Origin of the sequence: Shinella yambaruensis, from assembly GCF_050859155.1 — a bacterium.
GTDB classification, from domain to species: domain Bacteria; phylum Pseudomonadota; class Alphaproteobacteria; order Rhizobiales; family Rhizobiaceae; genus Shinella; species Shinella yambaruensis.
Genome location: NZ_CP150638.1, coordinates 1,997,953 through 2,014,136 on the forward strand (window position 1 = coordinate 1,997,953; position 16,184 = coordinate 2,014,136).

Genomic DNA, 16,184 nt, shown 5'->3' on the forward strand with positions numbered 1-16,184 from the left:
TTAGTCTGTTCTCCGGAGATGGAGACAGAGAATGAAGCGATCCCGTTTCAGCGACGAGCAGATCATTGGCATTTTGAAGGAGCACCAGGCCGGTTTGTCGGTCGTTGAGCTGTGCCGCAAATACGGGGTCAGCGATGCGACCTTCTACAAGTGGCGCTCGAAGTATGGCGGCATGGACGTGCCGGAGGCCAAACGCCTGAAGGCTCTTGAAGATGAGAATGCCAAGCTGAAGCGCCTCCTGGCCGAAGCGATGCTCGATGTATCGACGCTGAAGGAAATGCTCGGAAAAAACTTCTGAAGCCCGGCTCAAGGAGAAACGCCGTGAACTGGGCTATGAGGGAGAAAGGTTATTCACAGCGCCGTGCTTGCGGTCTTGTTGACATCGCTCCGCGCGTCTTTCGCTATCGATCGACGCGGGGCGATGATGTCGCGATCCGCACGAGGCTAAAAGAACGGGCCAGCCAAAGGCGTCGCTTCGGCTATCGTCGCCTGCATATCCTGCTCAGGCGGGAAGGCGTCGAGATCGACTGGAAGAAGCTGTATAGGCTTTACAAGGAGGAGCGGCTGACCGTGCGCAAGCGCGGCGGTCGCAAAAGAGCGCTGGGAACGCGAGCGCCGATGGCAATCCCACAGGGACCGAACCAGCGCTGGAGCCTGGACTTCGTCTCGGATGCGCTGGTCGATGGCAGGCGCTTTCGTGTCCTTTGTGTCCTCGATGACTTCAGTCGCGAGTGCCTTGCCACCGTGGTCGACAACTCGCTGTCCGGCGAGCGTGTCGGTCGCGAGTTGGACGGGATCGCCCTCAGGACCGGCTATCCCTGCATGATCGTCTCGGATAACGGAGCTAACCTCGAACGCCATCCTCAAATGGCAGCAGGACCATGCTGTAGAGTGGCATTACATCGCGCCGGGTAAGCCAATGCAAAACGGCTTCGTGGAGAGCTTCAACGGGCGAATGCGCGATGAATGCCTCAACGAGCACCTGTTCACCAGCTACCGCCATGCGAGGGAGATTATCGAAGATTGGAGAACCGACTATAACCTGAACCGCCCGCATACCAGCCTCGACGGTCTGACCCCTTATGAGTTTGCAACCCGGTCCAAACAGGACCAAAACCTGAACAGAGCTAACTTATAAACGCGGACATTCAGGGGAGCACGTCACGCGTTATGGTTTGAAATCAAAGGGATGGCGCTTGCTGCTACAAGATAAGCAGCAAGCCTTTGAAAACAGTCGGTCGATTTTTCGGCGGTCCGCGCAGACGCCGCCAAGAGAAAGACTGCCCGCCAGTGATGGCGAGCGGCTTGGCCGGCTGGTGTTCCAGGGTTTACGCATGGCGATCGGCCGGCTGAAGACCGGATGGGAGCGCCCCGTCTTGTGCGGGCGACGGTGGTGATGGGCGCTCCCCGGTGTGCGAAACAGTGGGTGCCGCCGGCGACGTGTTCAAGCGCCGCGGCGACGCCCGACGCCCCGTGTTCACGCGAGGCGCCACCTCCTCTCGGAGGATAAAGACCCCGCGCAGCCTATGGGCGCGCTGGGGCAAAGGCCAGCAGCAACATGCGGCGGAACGGCTGGCGGAAAGATCACGGATACTTAACACCGCTCGCAATCATCGGCACATATTCCGGCGCGATCGTCATGACCCGCAGGTCGTCCTTGTAGAGATCGACGCCGAGCCCGTGCTCGTTGTGCTTGGCGGTGTAGCTGTCGCGGCCGATGAAGACTGTGGAGCCTTCTGGATACCAATCGCGCCAGCTCATGCCGTCACCCCCACGGCCGCCAGAACCTTCGCCGCGCGCGTCGACGGCTTCGGAACCTTGCGCCAGTCTACGCCCGTCGGGAAATGGAAGCTCTTCGCGAAGGTGTTGCAGGGGGTGAAATCGCGGGTGGGATCGAGGTCCGGAAACAGTTCAAGCTGGAGGATGCGCGCTTCCATCCGCAGCCATTCGAGGTAGGCATATCGTGGGTCGTCGCGCATGAGGTCGTGTGCGTCGGCAATGGGTCTTCTCGGCAGAAGCCGGCGGGGTTCGAGCCTTCTGTCTGTGATGGAGTCGTGCGTCGTAGTCGCCATTGCTGGTGGTCTCCTGTTGCCTTGGAATTGATTACACTTTATGGGTAATCGAATACACGGGAGGAGTCAACACCTCTGGCGTATAAATTTGCACTTTAGGGGTATTTTTAGTGATAACGGGCGCGCAGGTGCGAGGGGCACGCGGAATTCTCAAGCTTGATCAGCGGGCGCTGGCCGAAAAAGCGAGCGTCTCCGTTGAGACGATCAAGCGGTTAGAAAAAATTGATGGGCCGCTGCTGACCGCCACGGGTACGACTCTCCACGCGATCCAGACAGCCCTCGAGTCAGTCGGCATTGAATTTATCGAAGGCGGCGTCAGGAAGAGGAATGTAGAATGACCGAACCGCCTCGCCTGATCGGCCGCGCTGAGGCCGCCGCCTACTGCGGAATTACACCCACATGCTTTTCAATGTGGGTGTCGTCACACAAAATGCCGCCAGCAATACCCGGCACACGAAAATGGGACAAACGCGCGATCGACGCAAAGCTTGACGAGATCAGTGGGCTATCCACAAAGACAGTGAGCGGCGAAACGGATCTGCAGAAATGGCGGAGGAAGCGCGACGAACGCAACGAAGACCCTGATCGCCCAAAGCACGGTTTGGACAAGCGCGCCGCTGAGACGCTCGTTGCCATGTCATACAACACCGAGCTGAAAACGCTCGACGTACTACCCGGTGTGGGACCAGCCACTATGAGGGTGCTCGTAAGCAAAGGCTTAGTGAATGAGGAGCCGGATGGGCAGTTTCTGATCACAGAAGCCGGCCACGCGGAGGCGGTCCGAATACTGGCTAAAATGATGCATCGGTAAGGCAGGCAGGACCCATCGACATTATCCCGCGCTCGCCCAGCAACGGGGCGGTGGCTTTTTTATGCCCTGTTGGCGTGCCTAAAGGCCGGGATGCCCGTAGAGCCGCTACCGCCGGTTTGGTATCCGCCATGCGACGGATCAATTCCTCCATTCGCGCATTTCATATCCATCAACATCCTAAAAAGGAGAAGAACATGGACTGGAACCGCGTCGAAGGAAACTGGAAGCAGATCAAGGGCAAGATCAAGGAGCAATGGGGCAAGCTTACCGACGACGATCTGGACGTCATCGACGGCAAACGCGACCAACTCGAAGGCAAGATCCAGGAGCGGTACGGCTATGAAAAGGATCGTGCGACGCAGGACGTTGACGACTGGTATAAGCGCCAGACCTGGTAAGTCGCATTGAGAGGGCCGCCAGATAGTCGCTGTCTGGCGGCCCTCTTATTTAGCGCTGCTTTTCGCCGGCACTCTTGCCGTCAGAGCTTTTTGAGCGCTCCTCGAAGCGCTCCGCGCCCTTGGCGAGATCAGAACCCTTCTCGGCCTCAATTGCGCGCTCTTCGGCCCGTGCGGCCTTGTGGAGGCCTCGGGCGCCTTCTTTGCCCTTCTCGGTGGGTGCATTCTCAATTGCCATTTGACGTCCTCCTGTGGGGCAGAGGGAACGGGCTGCGGCCCGGTGATGTTCCGGCCGACAGGAACAAGATTGAAGGCGAAACGTTTCGCCTCGAACACAAACGGAGAGCCATCGTGAACAACATAATTTATCTCGTCGGCCTGGTCGTGGTCGTTATCGCTGTCCTGTCGTTCTTTGGGCTGGGCTGACAATGCAGGACGAACGCGAAAGACGGATCAAGGCGAGGGCCTTTGAGCTATGGCAGCGTGAAGGCTCGCTGGACGGCAGATCGCTAGGCCATTGGCTTCAGGCGGAGCGTGAGATCCAGGAGGAGGAAGAAGCCGAAGCGGCGAGTCGGGATGTGGTTAGCTTGGCCGCCTCGGTTAATCCGAGGCATTGAAGGCGAAGTGCCCTGCTCCGCGTAAGCAGGTCGATCATATTCGGGGAAAGCTGCTGCGGAGAAGGGCGAGACGGCACCCCAGGCGTGCCTCGCCTACCGCCTCTTCCCAAGAAGCAAATCCGCCGCCGGCACCAGATCAGCACCGATCAAGTCCGCCCATTCCTGCGCGAGCTCCTTGCGGCGCTCGAGATGCAGCGCGCGGTTATAGGCTCCCTCGACCTTCTCCTTCGGGACGTGCGCCAGCATAAGGTCAATCACGGCCCGGTCGGATGGGAAGCGCTCGTTCATGACGGACGAGAACGTCGATCGGAATCCGTGCGGAACGTGATGTCCATGATACCCCGCCCGTTTGAGCAAATACCCCATGGCGTTCTCAGACATTGGCTTATGCGAGTGTCGAGCGTTCGGGAAGGCAAACACGCCACGGCCGGATAACTGCCGCAGGGCGGCGATCGCGTCGATGGCCTGCCGGGATAGCGGGACGATATGGTCCCTCGCCTCATCGTCCTTGTGGTGAAGGCGGAGCTTCATTCTTTCGGCCGGAATCTGCCAAAGCGGGTTGGTCTCCACATCTGCCCACTCCATCCAGGGTGTGGTCGCAAGCGTGCCGGGACGCACAGCCGTGAGGGCGAGAATCCGCAGCGCTAGTTTGGTGACGGGGTGCGCTGTCTCCGCGTCGACCTTTGCCAGCATGTCTTTTGCCTCGCTCAGGTCCGTAATGGCGGGCTGACGTCCTCGCTTTATTGGAGCCATCGCCTTTTGGACTGTTGCGGCAGGATCGCCGTCCGCCCTCCCCGTGGCAATGGCGTACACGAACACGGCGCTCAACCTTTGTCTGATGCGCCGTGCGGTGTCCTTGGCGCCCCTACCCTCAATCGGTCGCAAAGACGCTATGACGTCGGCGGCGGTGACGTCACGAATTTGAACCTCGCCGAGGACTGGGAAGATCTCCTTTTCCAAACTGGTTATGACGTCGTCGGCGTGCCGCGCAACCCACTGCGGCTTGTTGAGATCAAACCATTCGCGCGTGATCGCCTCGAGCGTGGTGGCCGTGTCGGTGGCGACTTGCTTTCGCAGTTTCTTCGTGAGGCTCGGATCCTTGTGCTGCCGAAGCATTTCCTTCGCTTCGTCGCGAGCCTTCCGGGCATTGAGCAGCGAAACTGTGGGATAAGGTCCAATAGACAGCAGCTTCTCCTTGCCGCCGAAGGAATATTTGAAGCGCCAGAGCTTGCCGCCAGATGGAGAGACGAAGAGATGCAGCCCGCCGCCGTCGGCGATCTTGAATGGCTTTTCCCTGGGCTTCTCATTTCGCACCTTCAGGTCGGTCAGCATGGCGATACCCTAAATACCCCGTTTCCTGAAAAGGATACCCCGGATCATACCCCGTTTCCAGCGGGGTATAGCGTGACAACCGGCGGCAAAGGACGGCAAAGCCAGCCAACGACAGAAAGGTTTTATCCAATCATCTCAATATATTACGGTAGTTTTCGGTAAAGCGAGGTAAGGAAATTGGCGGAAGAGGTGGGATTCGAACCCACGGTAGACTCTCGCCTACGCCGGTTTTCAAGACCGGTTCCTTAAACCACTCGGACACTCTTCCATCTGAAACGGCGATGCCCCTCCGGTGTCGGAAAAGCTGCGAAAGCCGGTTTTCGGCCGGTTCGCCACCCCTGCAGGCGATGCCGGCTTTTTAGCAGCTTTGGACGCATCGTCAACGTGCGAGCATGCGGTCGGAAAAAGACTTCGTCACGGCACCTTGTTTTGAACACAATGCCTGCCTATATACCCCTCATCGGCATTGCTGATGAGCGCTGGAAAGCTTCTGCCGCTCGCAATTGCCGCCATCACCTGATGCCTTTGACCACGGATGTACTGGCACTGGTGAAAAGGGTGATGATGAGGAAGGTCGGTGCGTTTTCGCCCCGGCCTTTTTTGTTGCCGGAACAATACCCGGCGGGAGAGGTTTCGTTCCGACACCAGAGGAGACTGGCCATGGAACAGACACCCACCGCAAGGCTGGCAGCCGAATATATGCGCCTCGGCGGCGGCCGGCGCGCGAAGATCGACGACAACCTCGTCGGCACGCGTCAGTGGACACACGATACGCCGGCAGCCGAAGCGTTCTGGAACGAACATATCGCCCCGCTGGACGAAAGGCGCCGCGACGAGGTGATCACCCACCTGCCGACGATCAATCGCGTATAGGGCGCCTGCATGCCTCCTGCTGTGATCGAAAAGCCGCGCCCGGCACACACCGTGCGGGCCGGCCGGCGCAATGTGTTATCAAACCGTTACCTGCCCACACTCCGCCACGATCTTCTCCATGAGATGGCCTGCGGCCGGGAACCAATGCACCGGATTCGCCATTATCGTGCCAGTTAGAAGGAGTGCACAGATGAACAAGAAGCTTGGAACTGTCCTTGCGCTGGGCCTTGCGCAGGCTTTTGCAACAACCGCTGGCGCGGCAGACATGGTTATCCGCGAGGAGGCGCCGGCCTATGTCGAGCGCGGCGATCGCGATGGCGTGAAGATCGGCATGCTGACCTGCGATGTCGGCGGCGGCGTCGGCTATGTGCTCGGCTCGGCCAAGAGCGTCGATTGCGTCTTCTCCTCCACGCGCGGCGAGCAGGATGCCTATAGCGGCGTCATCCGCAAGATGGGCGTCGATGTCGGCTTCACCACGCAGGGCCGCATCGTCTGGGCGGTCTTCGCACCGACGGCCGGCTACCATCAGGGCTCGCTCGGCGGCCTCTACCAGGGCGCGACGGCGGAGGCGACGCTCGGCTTCGGCGTCGGCACCAATGTGCTCGTCGGCGGCACCTCCGGCTCGATCCACCTGCAGACGGTCAGCGTTAGCGGCCAGATCGGCCTGAACCTTGCAGCCACCGGCACGTCAGTGACCCTCACGCCGCAAGGCTGATCCAGGAAACGGGCGGCTTCGGCCGCCCTTTTCTTTTGCCCCGTTCCGGCCTTCTGCTAGAATTGCACGGGAGGAGTCTTTCATGATCCGCATTGCCCTCGCCTCTTTCGCCGCGCTCTTCCTTGCCGCCTGCACGACCGGCACGCCGCGGGCCGTCGAACCCATTCCCGGCAGCATCACCTATGGCGGCCAGCCGCGCACGAAACTCACCAAGGCGCCGATCGGCAGCACGTTCGAACACACGTTCATCGACCGGTATGGCCGCCCCGTGGTGGAGACCTACCGCATCCAGCCGGATCGCTCGCTCCTCCTCATCCACCGCTACACGCGAATCGAGTATTTCTGAGGTGACGCAGGCCATGGAGACGACAATGCTGGAAAGCACCGATATCGAACTGGAAGACGAACGGCTGAGGCAGCTCGACATCCTGGCGCAGGAGCGCGCCATGACGCCGGCAGAACTGCTGTCGCATTATTCGTCCGGCTCCTTCGGCTTCCATGAGGCGGTGCATACCGCATCCATCGTGCTCGACCTCGTCGACGACCAGCTTCTCCATCACCCCGCCATCGCCGGCAATGACGAATGGTTCCGCCTCGCCGCCCGCGCGAGCGAGGCCCTGTTCAACCTCTACCAGTCGATGGGGGCGGCCCAGCTTGCCACCCGCGCGGCGGACGAGGGCAAGCGGCCGGAAGAACTGAACGCCAGCAACGACGATTGACGGTTTTCCCGCCTTGCGCGACGGGGCCGGCGGCCCTACCCTATCCTCTTGAATTCCCATGGATTAAGGATGGACGCGCTTGCCCCATGCGACGCCGCTGATCGCAACCCTCGTTGCCGGTATCTCCCTCGCCTTCCTGGCGGGCCTGGTCGCACATCGTTTCCGTCTGCCGCCGATCGCCGGTTATCTCCTCGCCGGCGTGTTCATCGGCCCCTTCACCCCGGGATTCGTCGCCGACCAGAAGCTGGCGAACGAACTGGCGGAAATCGGCGTCATCCTGCTGATGTTCGGCGTAGGCCTGCATTTCTCGCTGAAGGACCTCCTGTCGGTGCGGGCGATCGCCATACCGGGCGCCATCGGCCAGATCGCCGTTGCGACCGTGTTCGGCCTGCTGGTCGCGCTGGCCATGGGGTGGTCTGCCGGCAGCGGCTTCGTCTTTGGCCTGTCGCTCTCCGTCGCCAGCACCGTGGTGCTGCTGCGCGCCCTGCAGGAGCGCCGCATGGTGGAGACGGAAAGGGGCCGGATCGCGGTCGGCTGGCTGATCGTCGAGGACCTCGTGATGGTGCTCACCCTCGTGCTGCTGCCGCCGCTCGCCGGCGTGCTGGGCGGCACGGCGCAGACCGCCGATGTCGACCCGGACCTGACGCGGGCGCTCGGCATCGGCGCGGTCTGGACCGCGGTGGGCATGACGGCGCTCAAGGTCTCGGCCTTCATCGCGCTGATGCTCGTCGTCGGCCGCAAGGTCATTCCGATGATCCTGCACTACGTGGCGCATACGGGCTCGCGCGAGCTGTTCCGCCTGTCCGTGCTCGCCATCGCGCTCGGCGTCGCCTACGGCTCGGCCAAGCTGTTCGGCGTCTCCTTCGCGCTCGGCGCCTTCTTTGCCGGCATGGTGCTGGCCGAATCGCAGCTCAGCCAGCAGGCGGCGCGCGAGACGCTGCCGCTGCGCGATGCCTTCGCGGTGCTCTTCTTCGTCTCCGTCGGCATGCTGTTCAACCCGGTCAACCTGATCGAGCGGCCGCTGGCGATCCTCGCGACCTTCGTCACCATCGTCTTCATCAAGTCGGCCGCCGCCTATCTCATCGTCAAGGCCTTCGGCTATCCGCGCACCATCGCGCTGGCCATTGCCGCAAGCCTCGCGCAGATCGGCGAATTCTCCTTCATCCTCGTCGTGCTCGGGGTCGGCCTCGATCTCCTGCCGGCGGTGGCGCAGGATCTCGTCGTGGCGGGCGCGCTGTTCTCGATCCTGGTCAATCCGCTGCTCTTCATGGCGGTCGATCATTACGGCGCCAAGCTCGATGCCGCAGAAACACAGGAACCGGAGGGCAGCCCCGATGCGGCGCCCCAACCGGAGGACCCCGCCGAGGACGGGCCGGAGCCGACGACACTCAACGACCATGCGATCGTCGTCGGCTACGGCCGGGTCGGCAGACGCATCGTCGAGCGGCTGCGCGCCGCCGGCATGCCGGTGCTGGTCATCGAGGAGCGGGCCGGGGTGGCCGCCGCCCTGCGGGAAAGCGGCGCCGAGGCGATCGGCGAACCGGCGGGCGGGCGCGGCGTGCTGGCGCAGGCCAACATCACCGGCGCGCGCTGGTTCGTGACGGCCATACCGGATGCCTTTGCGGCCGGCACGCTGATCGAGCAGGCGCGCTCGGCCAATGGCGCGATCCGCATCGTGGCGCGCGCGACGTCCGAGGCCGAGGCCGAGCACCTTCGCCAGTTCGGCGCCAACCACATCGTCATCGCCAAGGAGGAGGTCGCCGCGGCCATGGCCGACCGGCTGCTCGCCGGGGAGGCGCGCAAGGCGCCGGACGAGGACGGCGCGCAAGGCGAGCTCAACCTCGCCGCGCCATCGCCGATCTGACGGGCGCACGCCTTCACGAAGCAACCCGCTGGAACGGCGCTATTTCCCCTCGCGCAGCGCCTGCACGACGCGCTCGCGCCCGACCTTGATGACGTTCTCCATCGCCCGGCGCGCGCCGTCCTCGTCCCGCTTGTCGATCTCCTCGACGATGCGGATGTGGCTCGTCGAGACATCGCCGATCTTGCCGCGGTCGGCGGCCGGGGACGAGAGCTTGAAGGCGCCCACGAGGCCCGCCTCGATGAGGCTGCCCAGCGTGCGCAGGAAAGGATTGCGCGAGGCCTCGAGCACGGAGAGATGGAACTTCAGGTCGGCCATGGCCAGCGTCTCCGCCGTGTGCTCCGGATCGCCCATGGCGACGGCAAGGCGCATCATCTGGCTGATATCGGCCTCCGTCGCATGGCGCGCCGCCAGCGCCGCCGCCTGCGGCTCGAAGGCAAGGCGCACTTCGGACAGGTGCAGCAGGAAATCCTCGTTGACGCCGACGGCGAAGTACCAGGTGAGGATATCGCTGTCGAAGAGGTTCCACTGGATGTTCGGCGTCACGCGCGTGCCGATGCGCGCGCGCGGCACGACGAGGCCCTTGGCGGCGAGCGTCTTCATCGCCTCGCGCAGCACCGTGCGGGAGACCTTGAAGCGGGCGGCAAGCTCGGCATCGCCCGGCAAGGTGGCGCCGACGGGATACTCGCCCGCGATGATCGCCCTTCCCAACTCGTTGACGACCTGCGCGTGGCTGGTACGCGTGTTCATCCCGCTGATGACGGTTTCAAGCAAACCCCTGCGCAACGACGTCCCCTCCTCCGCCAAGGACCACCCATTCTGGTCCAAAGCCATCCGGCAGGTATAGAGCGCGCCGCCGATTCCGCAAAGGCCGATCGTGTCATCACGCCTTCACAAACGAAAAGGCGCCCCTTGCGGGGGCGCCTTTCGTGCCGTCATGGGCCGGAGCGTCTCCGCTTTTCTCCGAATAGCGAAAACGCTCCCACCTTTCGTCTTGCCGCAATTGCGAACGCAAACCGCTTCGCGCTTTTGCCGGAATTGCTCTTGCCGGGCTTACTTCGGCAGCTGGTCGTCGACGCCGGCGATGTAGAAGTTCATGCCGAGCAGCGTGCCGTCGTCGGAAACTGCGCCGTCCGCCAGCCAGTCCGAACCGTCCTGCTTCTTGATCGGGCCGGTGAAGGGGTGCAGCTCGCCGGAGCGGATCTTGGCTTCCGCCTCTTCCGCCAGCTTCTTCACGTCGTCGGGCATGTTGGTGTAGGGCGCCATGGTGAGGATACCGTCCTTGAGGCCGTCCCAGACCTGCTCCGACTTCCAGGTGCCGTCGAGAACCGCCTGGGTGCGCTTGATGTAGTAGGCGCCCCAGGTGTCGACGATGGCGGTGAGCTGGGTGTTCGGGCCGGCGGCGATCATGTCGGAGGCCTGGCCGAAGGCCTTGATGCCGCGCTCGGAGGCGACCTGCATCGGCGCGGTCGTGTCCGTGTGCTGGGTCAGGATATCCACGCCCTGGTCGATCAGCGCCTTGGCGGCGTCGGCTTCCTTGCCCGGGTCGAACCAGGTGTTGGCCCAGATGACCTTGACCTTGAAGTCCGGGTTGATCGACTGCGCGCCGTGCACGAAGGAATTGATGCCCATCACAACTTCCGGGATCGGGAAGGAGGCGATGTAGCCGGCGACGCCCTTTTCCGAGATCTTCGCGGCGATCAGGCCCTGGATGTAGCGGCCTTCATAGAAGCGCGCATTGTAGGTGGCGACGTTTTCGGCCGACTTGAAGCCGGTCGCATGCTCGAACTTCACGTCCGGGAACTTTGCGGCGACCTTGACCGTGGCGTCCATGAAGCCGAAGGAGGTGGTGAAGACCAGCGCGCAGCCGGAACGGGCCATGCGCTCGATCGCACGCTCGGCGTCCGGGCCTTCCGGCACGTTTTCGAGGAAGGGCGTTTCGATCTTGTCGCCGAAATGGTCCTGGAGCGCCTGGCGGCCGATATCGTGCGCCTGGGTCCAGCCGCCGTCGGTCTTGGAGCCGACATAGATGAAGCAGATCTTCGTCTTGTCCTGGGCGCTGGCGGCAGCGGCAAAGCCGAGGACGGCTGCCGAGGTTGCGAGAGCGAGAATGATTTTCTTCATTTTATCCTCTGTAGGTTATCAGGAGTGGTTTTCCCGTCTTCTTGTTCTTGGTCACCGGTCGGGCACGAACGGTTTTCCGAGCGAGGCAGGCGTATTGATCAGCGTCATCCGCCGATTGTGCGATATCAGGATGAGGACGACAACCGTGGCGATGTAGGGAAGCGCCGACAGGAACTGCGAGGGGATGCCGATGCCGAGCGCCTGGGCGTGCAGCTGGCTGATCGAGACCGCGCCGAAGAGATAGCCGCCCGCCAGCAGCCGCCAGGGCCGCCAGGAGGCGAAGACGACGAGCGCGAGCGCAATCCAGCCGCGCCCGGCGGACATGTTCTCCACCCATTGCGGCGTATAGACCAGCGAGAGCTGCGCGCCGGCAAGGCCCGCGCAGGCGCCGCCGAACATGACGGCGAGGTAGCGCGTGCGGATGACATGGATGCCGAGCGCATGGGCGGAGGCGTGGCTGTCGCCGATCGCCCGCACCTTCAGGCCCGCGCGGCTGCGGAACAGGAACCAGTTGACGCCGAAGACGAGCGCGATCGACAGGTAGAAGATGATGTCCTGCTTGAAGAGCAGCGGACCGAAAAAGGGAATGTCCGACAGCAGTGGGATCGCGATCGGCTGGAGCTTGATGCCCGACATGCCGACATAGGGCTCGCCGATCTGGCCGGAAATGCCGAGGCCGAGAATGGTGAGCGCAAGGCCGGTCGCCACCTGGTTGGCGACGAGCGTCAAAGTCAGGAAGCCGAAGAGCAGCGAGAACAGCGCGCCGCAGGCAATGCCGGCGAGGACGCCGATATAGGGCGAGCCGGTCGCCTGCGTCACCGCGAAGGCGAGCACTGCCCCCATGACCATCATGCCCTCGACGCCGAGATTGAGCACGCCCGCCCGCTCGCTGACGAGCTCGCCGAGGGAGGCCAGCACTAGCGGCGTTGCCGCGGTGATGACGGTGAGAAGGATCGCTTCGATGATACCCATCAGTGCGCTCCCCCTTCGCTGGACTGCCCAAGCCGGGAGAAGACCAGCCGGATCTTGTACTGGATGAGCGTGTCGCAGGAGAGCACGAAGAACAGGAGCAGCCCCTGGAAGACGCGCGTCACCTTGTCGGAGACGCTGAGCGTGAGCTGCACCGCCTCGCCGCCCACATAGGTCAGCGCCAGGAAGAGGCCGGCGGCGATGATGCCGAGCGGATTGAGGCGGCCGAGGAAGGCGACGATGATCGCGGTGAAGCCGTAGCCGGGCGAGATGATCGGCTGCAGCTTGCCGATCGTGCCGCTGACCTCGGAAATGCCGGCAAGGCCGGCGAGCGCGCCGGACAGCAGCATCGAGAACCAGATCATGCGCTTCGACGAGAAGCCGGCGAAGCGCCCTGCCCGCTCCGACTGGCCGAGCACGGTGATCTCGAACCCCTTCAGCGTGTAGCGCATCATGAGCCAGAGGCCGACGGCCGCAATGATGGCGAAGGCAAAGCCGAGATTGGCCCTTCCCGAGGCGATGAGCTCGGGAAGGATCGCTTCCGGCGCGAAATCGCGCGTCACCGGGAAATTGTAGGCGTCCGGGCTGCGCCAGGGGCCGCGCACCAGCCAGTCGAGGAAGAGCTGGGCGATATAGACCAGCATCAGGCTCGTCAGGATCTCGTTGGTGTTCATGTGCGCCTTGAGGAAGGCGGGAATGGCGGCATAGAGCGCACCGCCGATCATGCCGAAGACCAGCATCAGCGGCAGGACGAGCGGCGAATGCCAGTCATGGAAGACGACGGGCACGATGGCGCCGGCAATGGCGCCCATGATGAACTGGCCCTCGGCGCCGATGTTCCAGTTGTTCGAGCGGTAGCAGATCGAAAGGCCGGCGCCGATGAGGATCAGCGGCGCGGCCTTGATGGCGATCTCGTGCAGCGACCAGATGTCGAGCAGCGGCTCGATGAAGAAGGAGTAGAGCGCGGAGACCGGGTCCTTGCCGATCAGCGCGAACATGATGCCGCCGGCGATCACCGTCAGACCGAGCGCGAGGAAGGGCGAGAGGATGGAGTAGAGCGTCGAGGGATTGGCGCGCTTTTCCAGTTCAATGCGCATGGGCCACCTCGCCGTCCGTCTTGCCGTACATGCCGCCCATCAGGAGGCCGATCTTCTCGCGGGTCAGCGCGTGCGCCGGATAGGCGTCGGACAGCCGCCCCTCGCTGATGACGGCGATCTCGGTCGCGACCTCGAAGATCTCGTCGAGGTCCTGGCTGATGACCAGCACGGCCGAGCCCGCCTTCGCGAGATCGACGAGCGCCTGGCGGATGCGGCTTGCCGCGCCCGCATCGACGCCCCAGGTCGGCTGGTTGACGATCAGCACGGCCGGCTGGCGGTCGAGTTCGCGCCCGACGATGTATTTCTGCAGGTTGCCGCCGGAGAGCGAGCCGGCCGCCGGGTTCTCGCCGCTCTTGCGCACGTCCATCGTCTCGGAAATGCGCTTCGAGGCGATGCGCACGACCGCATGGCGGATGACGCCGAGCACGCCGCCGGCAAGGAACGTCTTGCGGTCCGACTGGTTGCGCGCCAGGACGAGATTGTCGGAGAGCGGCAGCGCCGGCACGGCGGCATGGCCGTGGCGCTCCTCCGGCACGAAACCGGCGCCCATCAGGCGGCGCGCCGTGATGCCGAGATTGCCGGCCGCCTTGCCGCGGATGGAGACGGCGGCGGCTTCCGGCACCGGATATTCGCCCGAGAGCGCGTCGAACAGCTCGCCCTGGCCGTTGCCGGCAACGCCGGCGATCGCCAGAACCTCGCCGCCGCGCACCTTCAGACAGACATTCTTCAGCGCGACGGCGAAGGGGGTGCGCGCGGGAACGCTTAGGTGCCGGGCTTCGAGCAGCACGTCGCCCTTCGTGTTGGTGCCGGCCGCCGTCACCGAGGCGACGTCGCTGCCGACCATCATGCGCGCCAGCGAGGCCGGCGTTTCCTGGCGCGGATCGCAGGCGCCGGTCACCTTGCCGTGGCGCAGCACCGTGGCGCGGTCGCAGATGCGCTGCACCTCTTCGAGGCGGTGGCTGATATAGAGCACCGAGCGCCCCTCGGCCTTCAGCTTGGCCAGCGTCTCGAACAGCCGGTCGGCCTCCTGCGGCGTCAGCACGGAGGTCGGCTCGTCGAGGATGATCAGCTCCGGGTTCTGCAGCAGCGCGCGCACGATCTCGATGCGCTGGCGCTCGCCGACCGAAAGGTCCGCGACATGCGCCTTCGGATCGAGCGGCAGGCCGTAGAGATGGGACAGGCGCGAGGCCTCCTCCGCCACCTTGGAGAGCGAGATGCCGGGGCTCAGCGACAGGGCGATGTTCTCGGCGACCGTCAGCGCCTCGAACAGCGAAAAGTGTTGGAAAACCATGCCGATGCCAAGGCGGCGGGCAGCGCCCGGGCTCGGGATGCGCACGGGCTCGCCCTTCCACAGGATCTGTCCGCTGGTCGGCGCCAGAACGCCGAAGAGCATCTTGACGAGGGTGGATTTACCGGCGCCGTTCTCGCCCAGCAGCGCGTGGATTTCGCCCGGCTGGATATCGAGATCGATGGCGTTACACGCGGCAAACGAACCAAATAGCTTTGTCAGGCTGCGGACAGCCAGCAACGGACTGCCCCCGGACGCTCCAACGGCTGACACTCTTCCCCTCTTTCCTGCAAACCCATCCTGCCGCCCGTTCGGGTCGTGTCAGGGAATGAGCAGCGTCGTTCCACTCGTTTTTCTTGCTTCCAGATCCGTGTGCGCGCGTCCCGCCTCGGCCAACGGATAAGTCTGATGAATATTGATACGCACTTTGTTGCTTTGCACAACATCAAAGAGCGAGTTTGCACATGCATCCAGCGCCTCGCGCGTGGCGATATAGGCAAAGAGCGTCGGGCGCGTGGCGTAGAGCGAGCCCTTCTGCGAGAGCAGGCCCATGTTGAAGGCCTCGACCGGGCCGGAGGAATTGCCGAAGCTGACGAAGAGGCCGCGCGGCTTCAGGCAGTCCAGCGATTGCGGGAACGTGTCCTTGCCGACGGAATCGTAGACGACGTCGACGCCCGCCCCGCCCGTCAGCTCGCGAACGCGCGCGACGAAGTCTTCCTTCGTGTAGTCGATGACATGGTCGTAGCCATTCGCCAGCGCAAGCGCGACCTTCGCCTGCGACCCCGCCGTGCCGATGACCGTCGCGCCGAGCGCCTTCGCCCATTGCCCGGCAATCAGCCCGACGCCGCCGGCCGCCGCGTGGAACAGCAGCACCGTGCCCGGCTTCACCTGATAGGTCTGGAGCAGAAGGTATTGCGCCGTCATGCCCTTCAGCATCATCGCCGCCGCCGTTTCGAGCGATATGCCGTCAGGCACCTTCACCAGATGTTTCGTGGCGACGTTGCGCTCGGCGGCATAGGCGCCGTCCGCGGAGGCATAGGCGACGCGGTCGCCGACGGCGAAATCCGTCACGCCCTCACCGAGCGCGGTGACCGTGCCAGCCCCCTCCTTGCCGGGAATGAACGGCGGGTCGGCCTTGTAGAGCCCCGTGCGGAAATAGACGTCGATGAAATTGAGCCCGACGGCCGCCTGCCTGATCTGCACCTCGCCCGGGCCCGGCGCATCCAGCGGCACGTCCTCGAGCTTCAAAACCTCCGGTCCGCCGAGACTGCGGACGACGATCGCCTTGGTCATCGAAAATCCTCCAGATTG

Annotated in this window: 19 protein-coding genes, 1 tRNA gene and 1 pseudogene; 10 read left to right on the plus strand and 11 right to left on the minus strand. The window is 63.6% G+C overall.

Going from position 1 to position 16,184, the window contains the following annotated elements; translation table 11 throughout:
* Nucleotides 1-31 precede the first annotated feature (31 nt).
* Nucleotides 32-1,138, plus strand: a pseudogene (locus tag WMC41_RS09935) (IS3 family transposase).
* 446 nt (nucleotides 1,139-1,584) lie between these two features.
* On the opposite strand, the gene WMC41_RS09940 reads toward WMC41_RS09935, so the two are convergent.
* A complete protein-coding gene (locus tag WMC41_RS09940) occupies nucleotides 1,585-1,761 on the minus strand; it encodes a hypothetical protein (RefSeq protein ID WP_432347918.1) in 177 nt (58 codons plus the stop codon).
* Nucleotides 1,758-2,072, minus strand: coding sequence for a hypothetical protein (locus WMC41_RS09945; RefSeq protein WP_432347920.1), 315 nt, complete (start codon nucleotides 2,070-2,072; stop codon nucleotides 1,758-1,760). Before WMC41_RS09945 ends, WMC41_RS09940 begins: the two co-directional genes overlap by 4 nt.
* A 110-nt stretch (nucleotides 2,073-2,182) precedes the next feature.
* On the opposite strand from WMC41_RS09945, the gene WMC41_RS09950 reads away from it, so the two are divergent.
* The 3 genes from WMC41_RS09950 to WMC41_RS09960 all read left to right on the plus strand — a co-directional run bounded on the left by WMC41_RS09950 (nucleotide 2,183) and on the right by WMC41_RS09960 (nucleotide 3,281).
* Nucleotides 2,183-2,410: a transcriptional regulator gene (locus WMC41_RS09950; protein WP_432347922.1), complete on the plus strand. Its 228-nt coding sequence runs from the start codon at nucleotides 2,183-2,185 to the stop codon at nucleotides 2,408-2,410.
* On the plus strand, nucleotides 2,407-2,883 hold the full coding sequence (locus WMC41_RS09955; protein ID WP_432347924.1) for a helix-turn-helix transcriptional regulator: 477 nt from the start codon (nucleotides 2,407-2,409) through the stop codon (nucleotides 2,881-2,883). The genes WMC41_RS09950 and WMC41_RS09955 overlap by 4 nt, the downstream gene beginning before the upstream one ends.
* Before the next feature lie 194 nt (nucleotides 2,884-3,077).
* Nucleotides 3,078-3,281: a CsbD family protein gene (locus WMC41_RS09960; RefSeq protein ID WP_244769569.1), complete on the plus strand. Its 204-nt coding sequence runs from the start codon at nucleotides 3,078-3,080 to the stop codon at nucleotides 3,279-3,281.
* Between the two features lie 49 nt (nucleotides 3,282-3,330).
* Here the strand turns inward: WMC41_RS09960 and WMC41_RS09965 are convergent, their stop codons facing one another.
* Entirely contained in the window at nucleotides 3,331-3,516 is a 186-nt protein-coding gene (locus tag WMC41_RS09965; protein WP_432347925.1) for a hypothetical protein, read from the minus strand.
* Nucleotides 3,517-3,706: 190 nt separating this feature from the next.
* Here WMC41_RS09965 and WMC41_RS09970 point away from each other — a divergent pair, with 190 nt between their 5' ends.
* Nucleotides 3,707-3,895: a DUF2934 domain-containing protein gene (locus WMC41_RS09970; RefSeq protein WP_432347927.1), complete on the plus strand. Its 189-nt coding sequence runs from the start codon at nucleotides 3,707-3,709 to the stop codon at nucleotides 3,893-3,895.
* A 93-nt stretch (nucleotides 3,896-3,988) separates the two neighbouring features.
* Here WMC41_RS09970 and WMC41_RS09975 read toward each other — a convergent pair whose 3' ends face one another.
* Entirely contained in the window at nucleotides 3,989-5,227 is a 1,239-nt protein-coding gene (locus tag WMC41_RS09975) for a tyrosine-type recombinase/integrase (RefSeq protein ID WP_432347929.1), read from the minus strand.
* 178 nt (nucleotides 5,228-5,405) lie between these two features.
* Nucleotides 5,406-5,495 (minus strand) — tRNA-Ser (locus WMC41_RS09980).
* A gap of 392 nt (nucleotides 5,496-5,887) precedes the next feature.
* Here WMC41_RS09980 and WMC41_RS09985 point away from each other — a divergent pair.
* From WMC41_RS09985 to ybaL, 5 genes are all read left to right on the plus strand, one after another.
* Entirely contained in the window at nucleotides 5,888-6,100 is a 213-nt protein-coding gene (locus WMC41_RS09985) for a hypothetical protein (RefSeq protein ID WP_244765368.1), read from the plus strand.
* Between the two features lie 190 nt (nucleotides 6,101-6,290).
* Nucleotides 6,291-6,815, plus strand: a complete 525-nt coding sequence (locus WMC41_RS09990; RefSeq protein ID WP_244765367.1) for a DUF992 domain-containing protein — start codon at nucleotides 6,291-6,293, stop codon at nucleotides 6,813-6,815.
* An 82-nt stretch (nucleotides 6,816-6,897) separates the two neighbouring features.
* Nucleotides 6,898-7,161: a hypothetical protein gene (locus WMC41_RS09995; RefSeq protein ID WP_244765366.1), complete on the plus strand. Its 264-nt coding sequence runs from the start codon at nucleotides 6,898-6,900 to the stop codon at nucleotides 7,159-7,161.
* Between the two features lie 25 nt (nucleotides 7,162-7,186).
* Nucleotides 7,187-7,534 (plus strand): hypothetical protein, encoded by a 348-nt coding sequence (locus WMC41_RS10000; protein ID WP_244765365.1) that lies wholly within the window; start codon nucleotides 7,187-7,189, stop codon nucleotides 7,532-7,534.
* A 79-nt stretch (nucleotides 7,535-7,613) separates the two neighbouring features.
* A complete protein-coding gene (ybaL, locus tag WMC41_RS10005) occupies nucleotides 7,614-9,398 on the plus strand; it encodes a YbaL family putative K(+) efflux transporter (RefSeq protein ID WP_432347932.1) in 1,785 nt (594 codons plus the stop codon).
* A 39-nt stretch (nucleotides 9,399-9,437) separates the two neighbouring features.
* Here the strand turns inward: ybaL and WMC41_RS10010 are convergent, their stop codons facing one another.
* From WMC41_RS10010 to WMC41_RS10035, 6 genes are all read right to left on the minus strand, one after another.
* Nucleotides 9,438-10,145: a FadR/GntR family transcriptional regulator gene (locus tag WMC41_RS10010; RefSeq protein ID WP_432348321.1), complete on the minus strand. Its 708-nt coding sequence runs from the start codon at nucleotides 10,143-10,145 to the stop codon at nucleotides 9,438-9,440.
* A 303-nt stretch (nucleotides 10,146-10,448) separates the two neighbouring features.
* The gene (locus WMC41_RS10015) at nucleotides 10,449-11,519 is read right to left on the minus strand and encodes a BMP family ABC transporter substrate-binding protein (protein ID WP_244765362.1); all 1,071 of its coding nucleotides are present in this window, start codon (nucleotides 11,517-11,519) and stop codon (nucleotides 10,449-10,451) included.
* 51 nt (nucleotides 11,520-11,570) lie between these two features.
* Nucleotides 11,571-12,491, minus strand: a complete 921-nt coding sequence (locus WMC41_RS10020) for an ABC transporter permease (protein WP_432347935.1) — start codon at nucleotides 12,489-12,491, stop codon at nucleotides 11,571-11,573.
* Nucleotides 12,491-13,585, minus strand: coding sequence for an ABC transporter permease (locus WMC41_RS10025; protein WP_272805555.1), 1,095 nt, complete (start codon nucleotides 13,583-13,585; stop codon nucleotides 12,491-12,493). The genes WMC41_RS10020 and WMC41_RS10025 overlap by 1 nt, the downstream gene beginning before the upstream one ends.
* The gene (locus tag WMC41_RS10030) at nucleotides 13,575-15,146 is read right to left on the minus strand and encodes an ABC transporter ATP-binding protein (RefSeq protein ID WP_432347937.1); all 1,572 of its coding nucleotides are present in this window, start codon (nucleotides 15,144-15,146) and stop codon (nucleotides 13,575-13,577) included. The genes WMC41_RS10025 and WMC41_RS10030 overlap by 11 nt, the downstream gene beginning before the upstream one ends.
* Before the next feature lie 48 nt (nucleotides 15,147-15,194).
* Complete coding sequence (locus WMC41_RS10035) at nucleotides 15,195-16,166, minus strand: quinone oxidoreductase family protein (RefSeq protein WP_432347939.1); 972 nt, start codon at nucleotides 16,164-16,166, stop codon at nucleotides 15,195-15,197.
* Nucleotides 16,167-16,184: the final 18 nt, after the last annotated feature.

Coding starts and splice junctions, on each gene's coding strand:
- WMC41_RS10015 (WP_244765362.1), bottom strand. CDS start 11,519: ATGAAGAAAATCATTCTCGCTCTCGCAACCTCGGCAGCCGTCCTCGGC.
- WMC41_RS10010 (WP_432348321.1), bottom strand. CDS start 10,145: ATGAACACGCGTACCAGCCACGCGCAGGTCGTCAACGAGTTGGGAAGG.
- WMC41_RS09940 (WP_432347918.1), bottom strand. CDS start 1,761: ATGAGCTGGCGCGATTGGTATCCAGAAGGCTCCACAGTCTTCATCGGC.
- WMC41_RS09970 (WP_432347927.1), top strand. CDS start 3,707: ATGCAGGACGAACGCGAAAGACGGATCAAGGCGAGGGCCTTTGAGCTA.
- WMC41_RS09965 (WP_432347925.1), bottom strand. CDS start 3,516: ATGGCAATTGAGAATGCACCCACCGAGAAGGGCAAAGAAGGCGCCCGA.
- WMC41_RS09955 (WP_432347924.1), top strand. CDS start 2,407: ATGACCGAACCGCCTCGCCTGATCGGCCGCGCTGAGGCCGCCGCCTAC.
- WMC41_RS09995 (WP_244765366.1), top strand. CDS start 6,898: ATGATCCGCATTGCCCTCGCCTCTTTCGCCGCGCTCTTCCTTGCCGCC.
- WMC41_RS10000 (WP_244765365.1), top strand. CDS start 7,187: ATGCTGGAAAGCACCGATATCGAACTGGAAGACGAACGGCTGAGGCAG.
- WMC41_RS10025 (WP_272805555.1), bottom strand. CDS start 13,585: ATGCGCATTGAACTGGAAAAGCGCGCCAATCCCTCGACGCTCTACTCC.
- WMC41_RS09985 (WP_244765368.1), top strand. CDS start 5,888: ATGGAACAGACACCCACCGCAAGGCTGGCAGCCGAATATATGCGCCTC.
- WMC41_RS09975 (WP_432347929.1), bottom strand. CDS start 5,227: ATGCTGACCGACCTGAAGGTGCGAAATGAGAAGCCCAGGGAAAAGCCA.
- WMC41_RS10035 (WP_432347939.1), bottom strand. CDS start 16,166: ATGACCAAGGCGATCGTCGTCCGCAGTCTCGGCGGACCGGAGGTTTTG.
- WMC41_RS09960 (WP_244769569.1), top strand. CDS start 3,078: ATGGACTGGAACCGCGTCGAAGGAAACTGGAAGCAGATCAAGGGCAAG.
- WMC41_RS09990 (WP_244765367.1), top strand. CDS start 6,291: ATGAACAAGAAGCTTGGAACTGTCCTTGCGCTGGGCCTTGCGCAGGCT.
- WMC41_RS10020 (WP_432347935.1), bottom strand. CDS start 12,491: ATGGGTATCATCGAAGCGATCCTTCTCACCGTCATCACCGCGGCAACG.
- WMC41_RS09945 (WP_432347920.1), bottom strand. CDS start 2,072: ATGGCGACTACGACGCACGACTCCATCACAGACAGAAGGCTCGAACCC.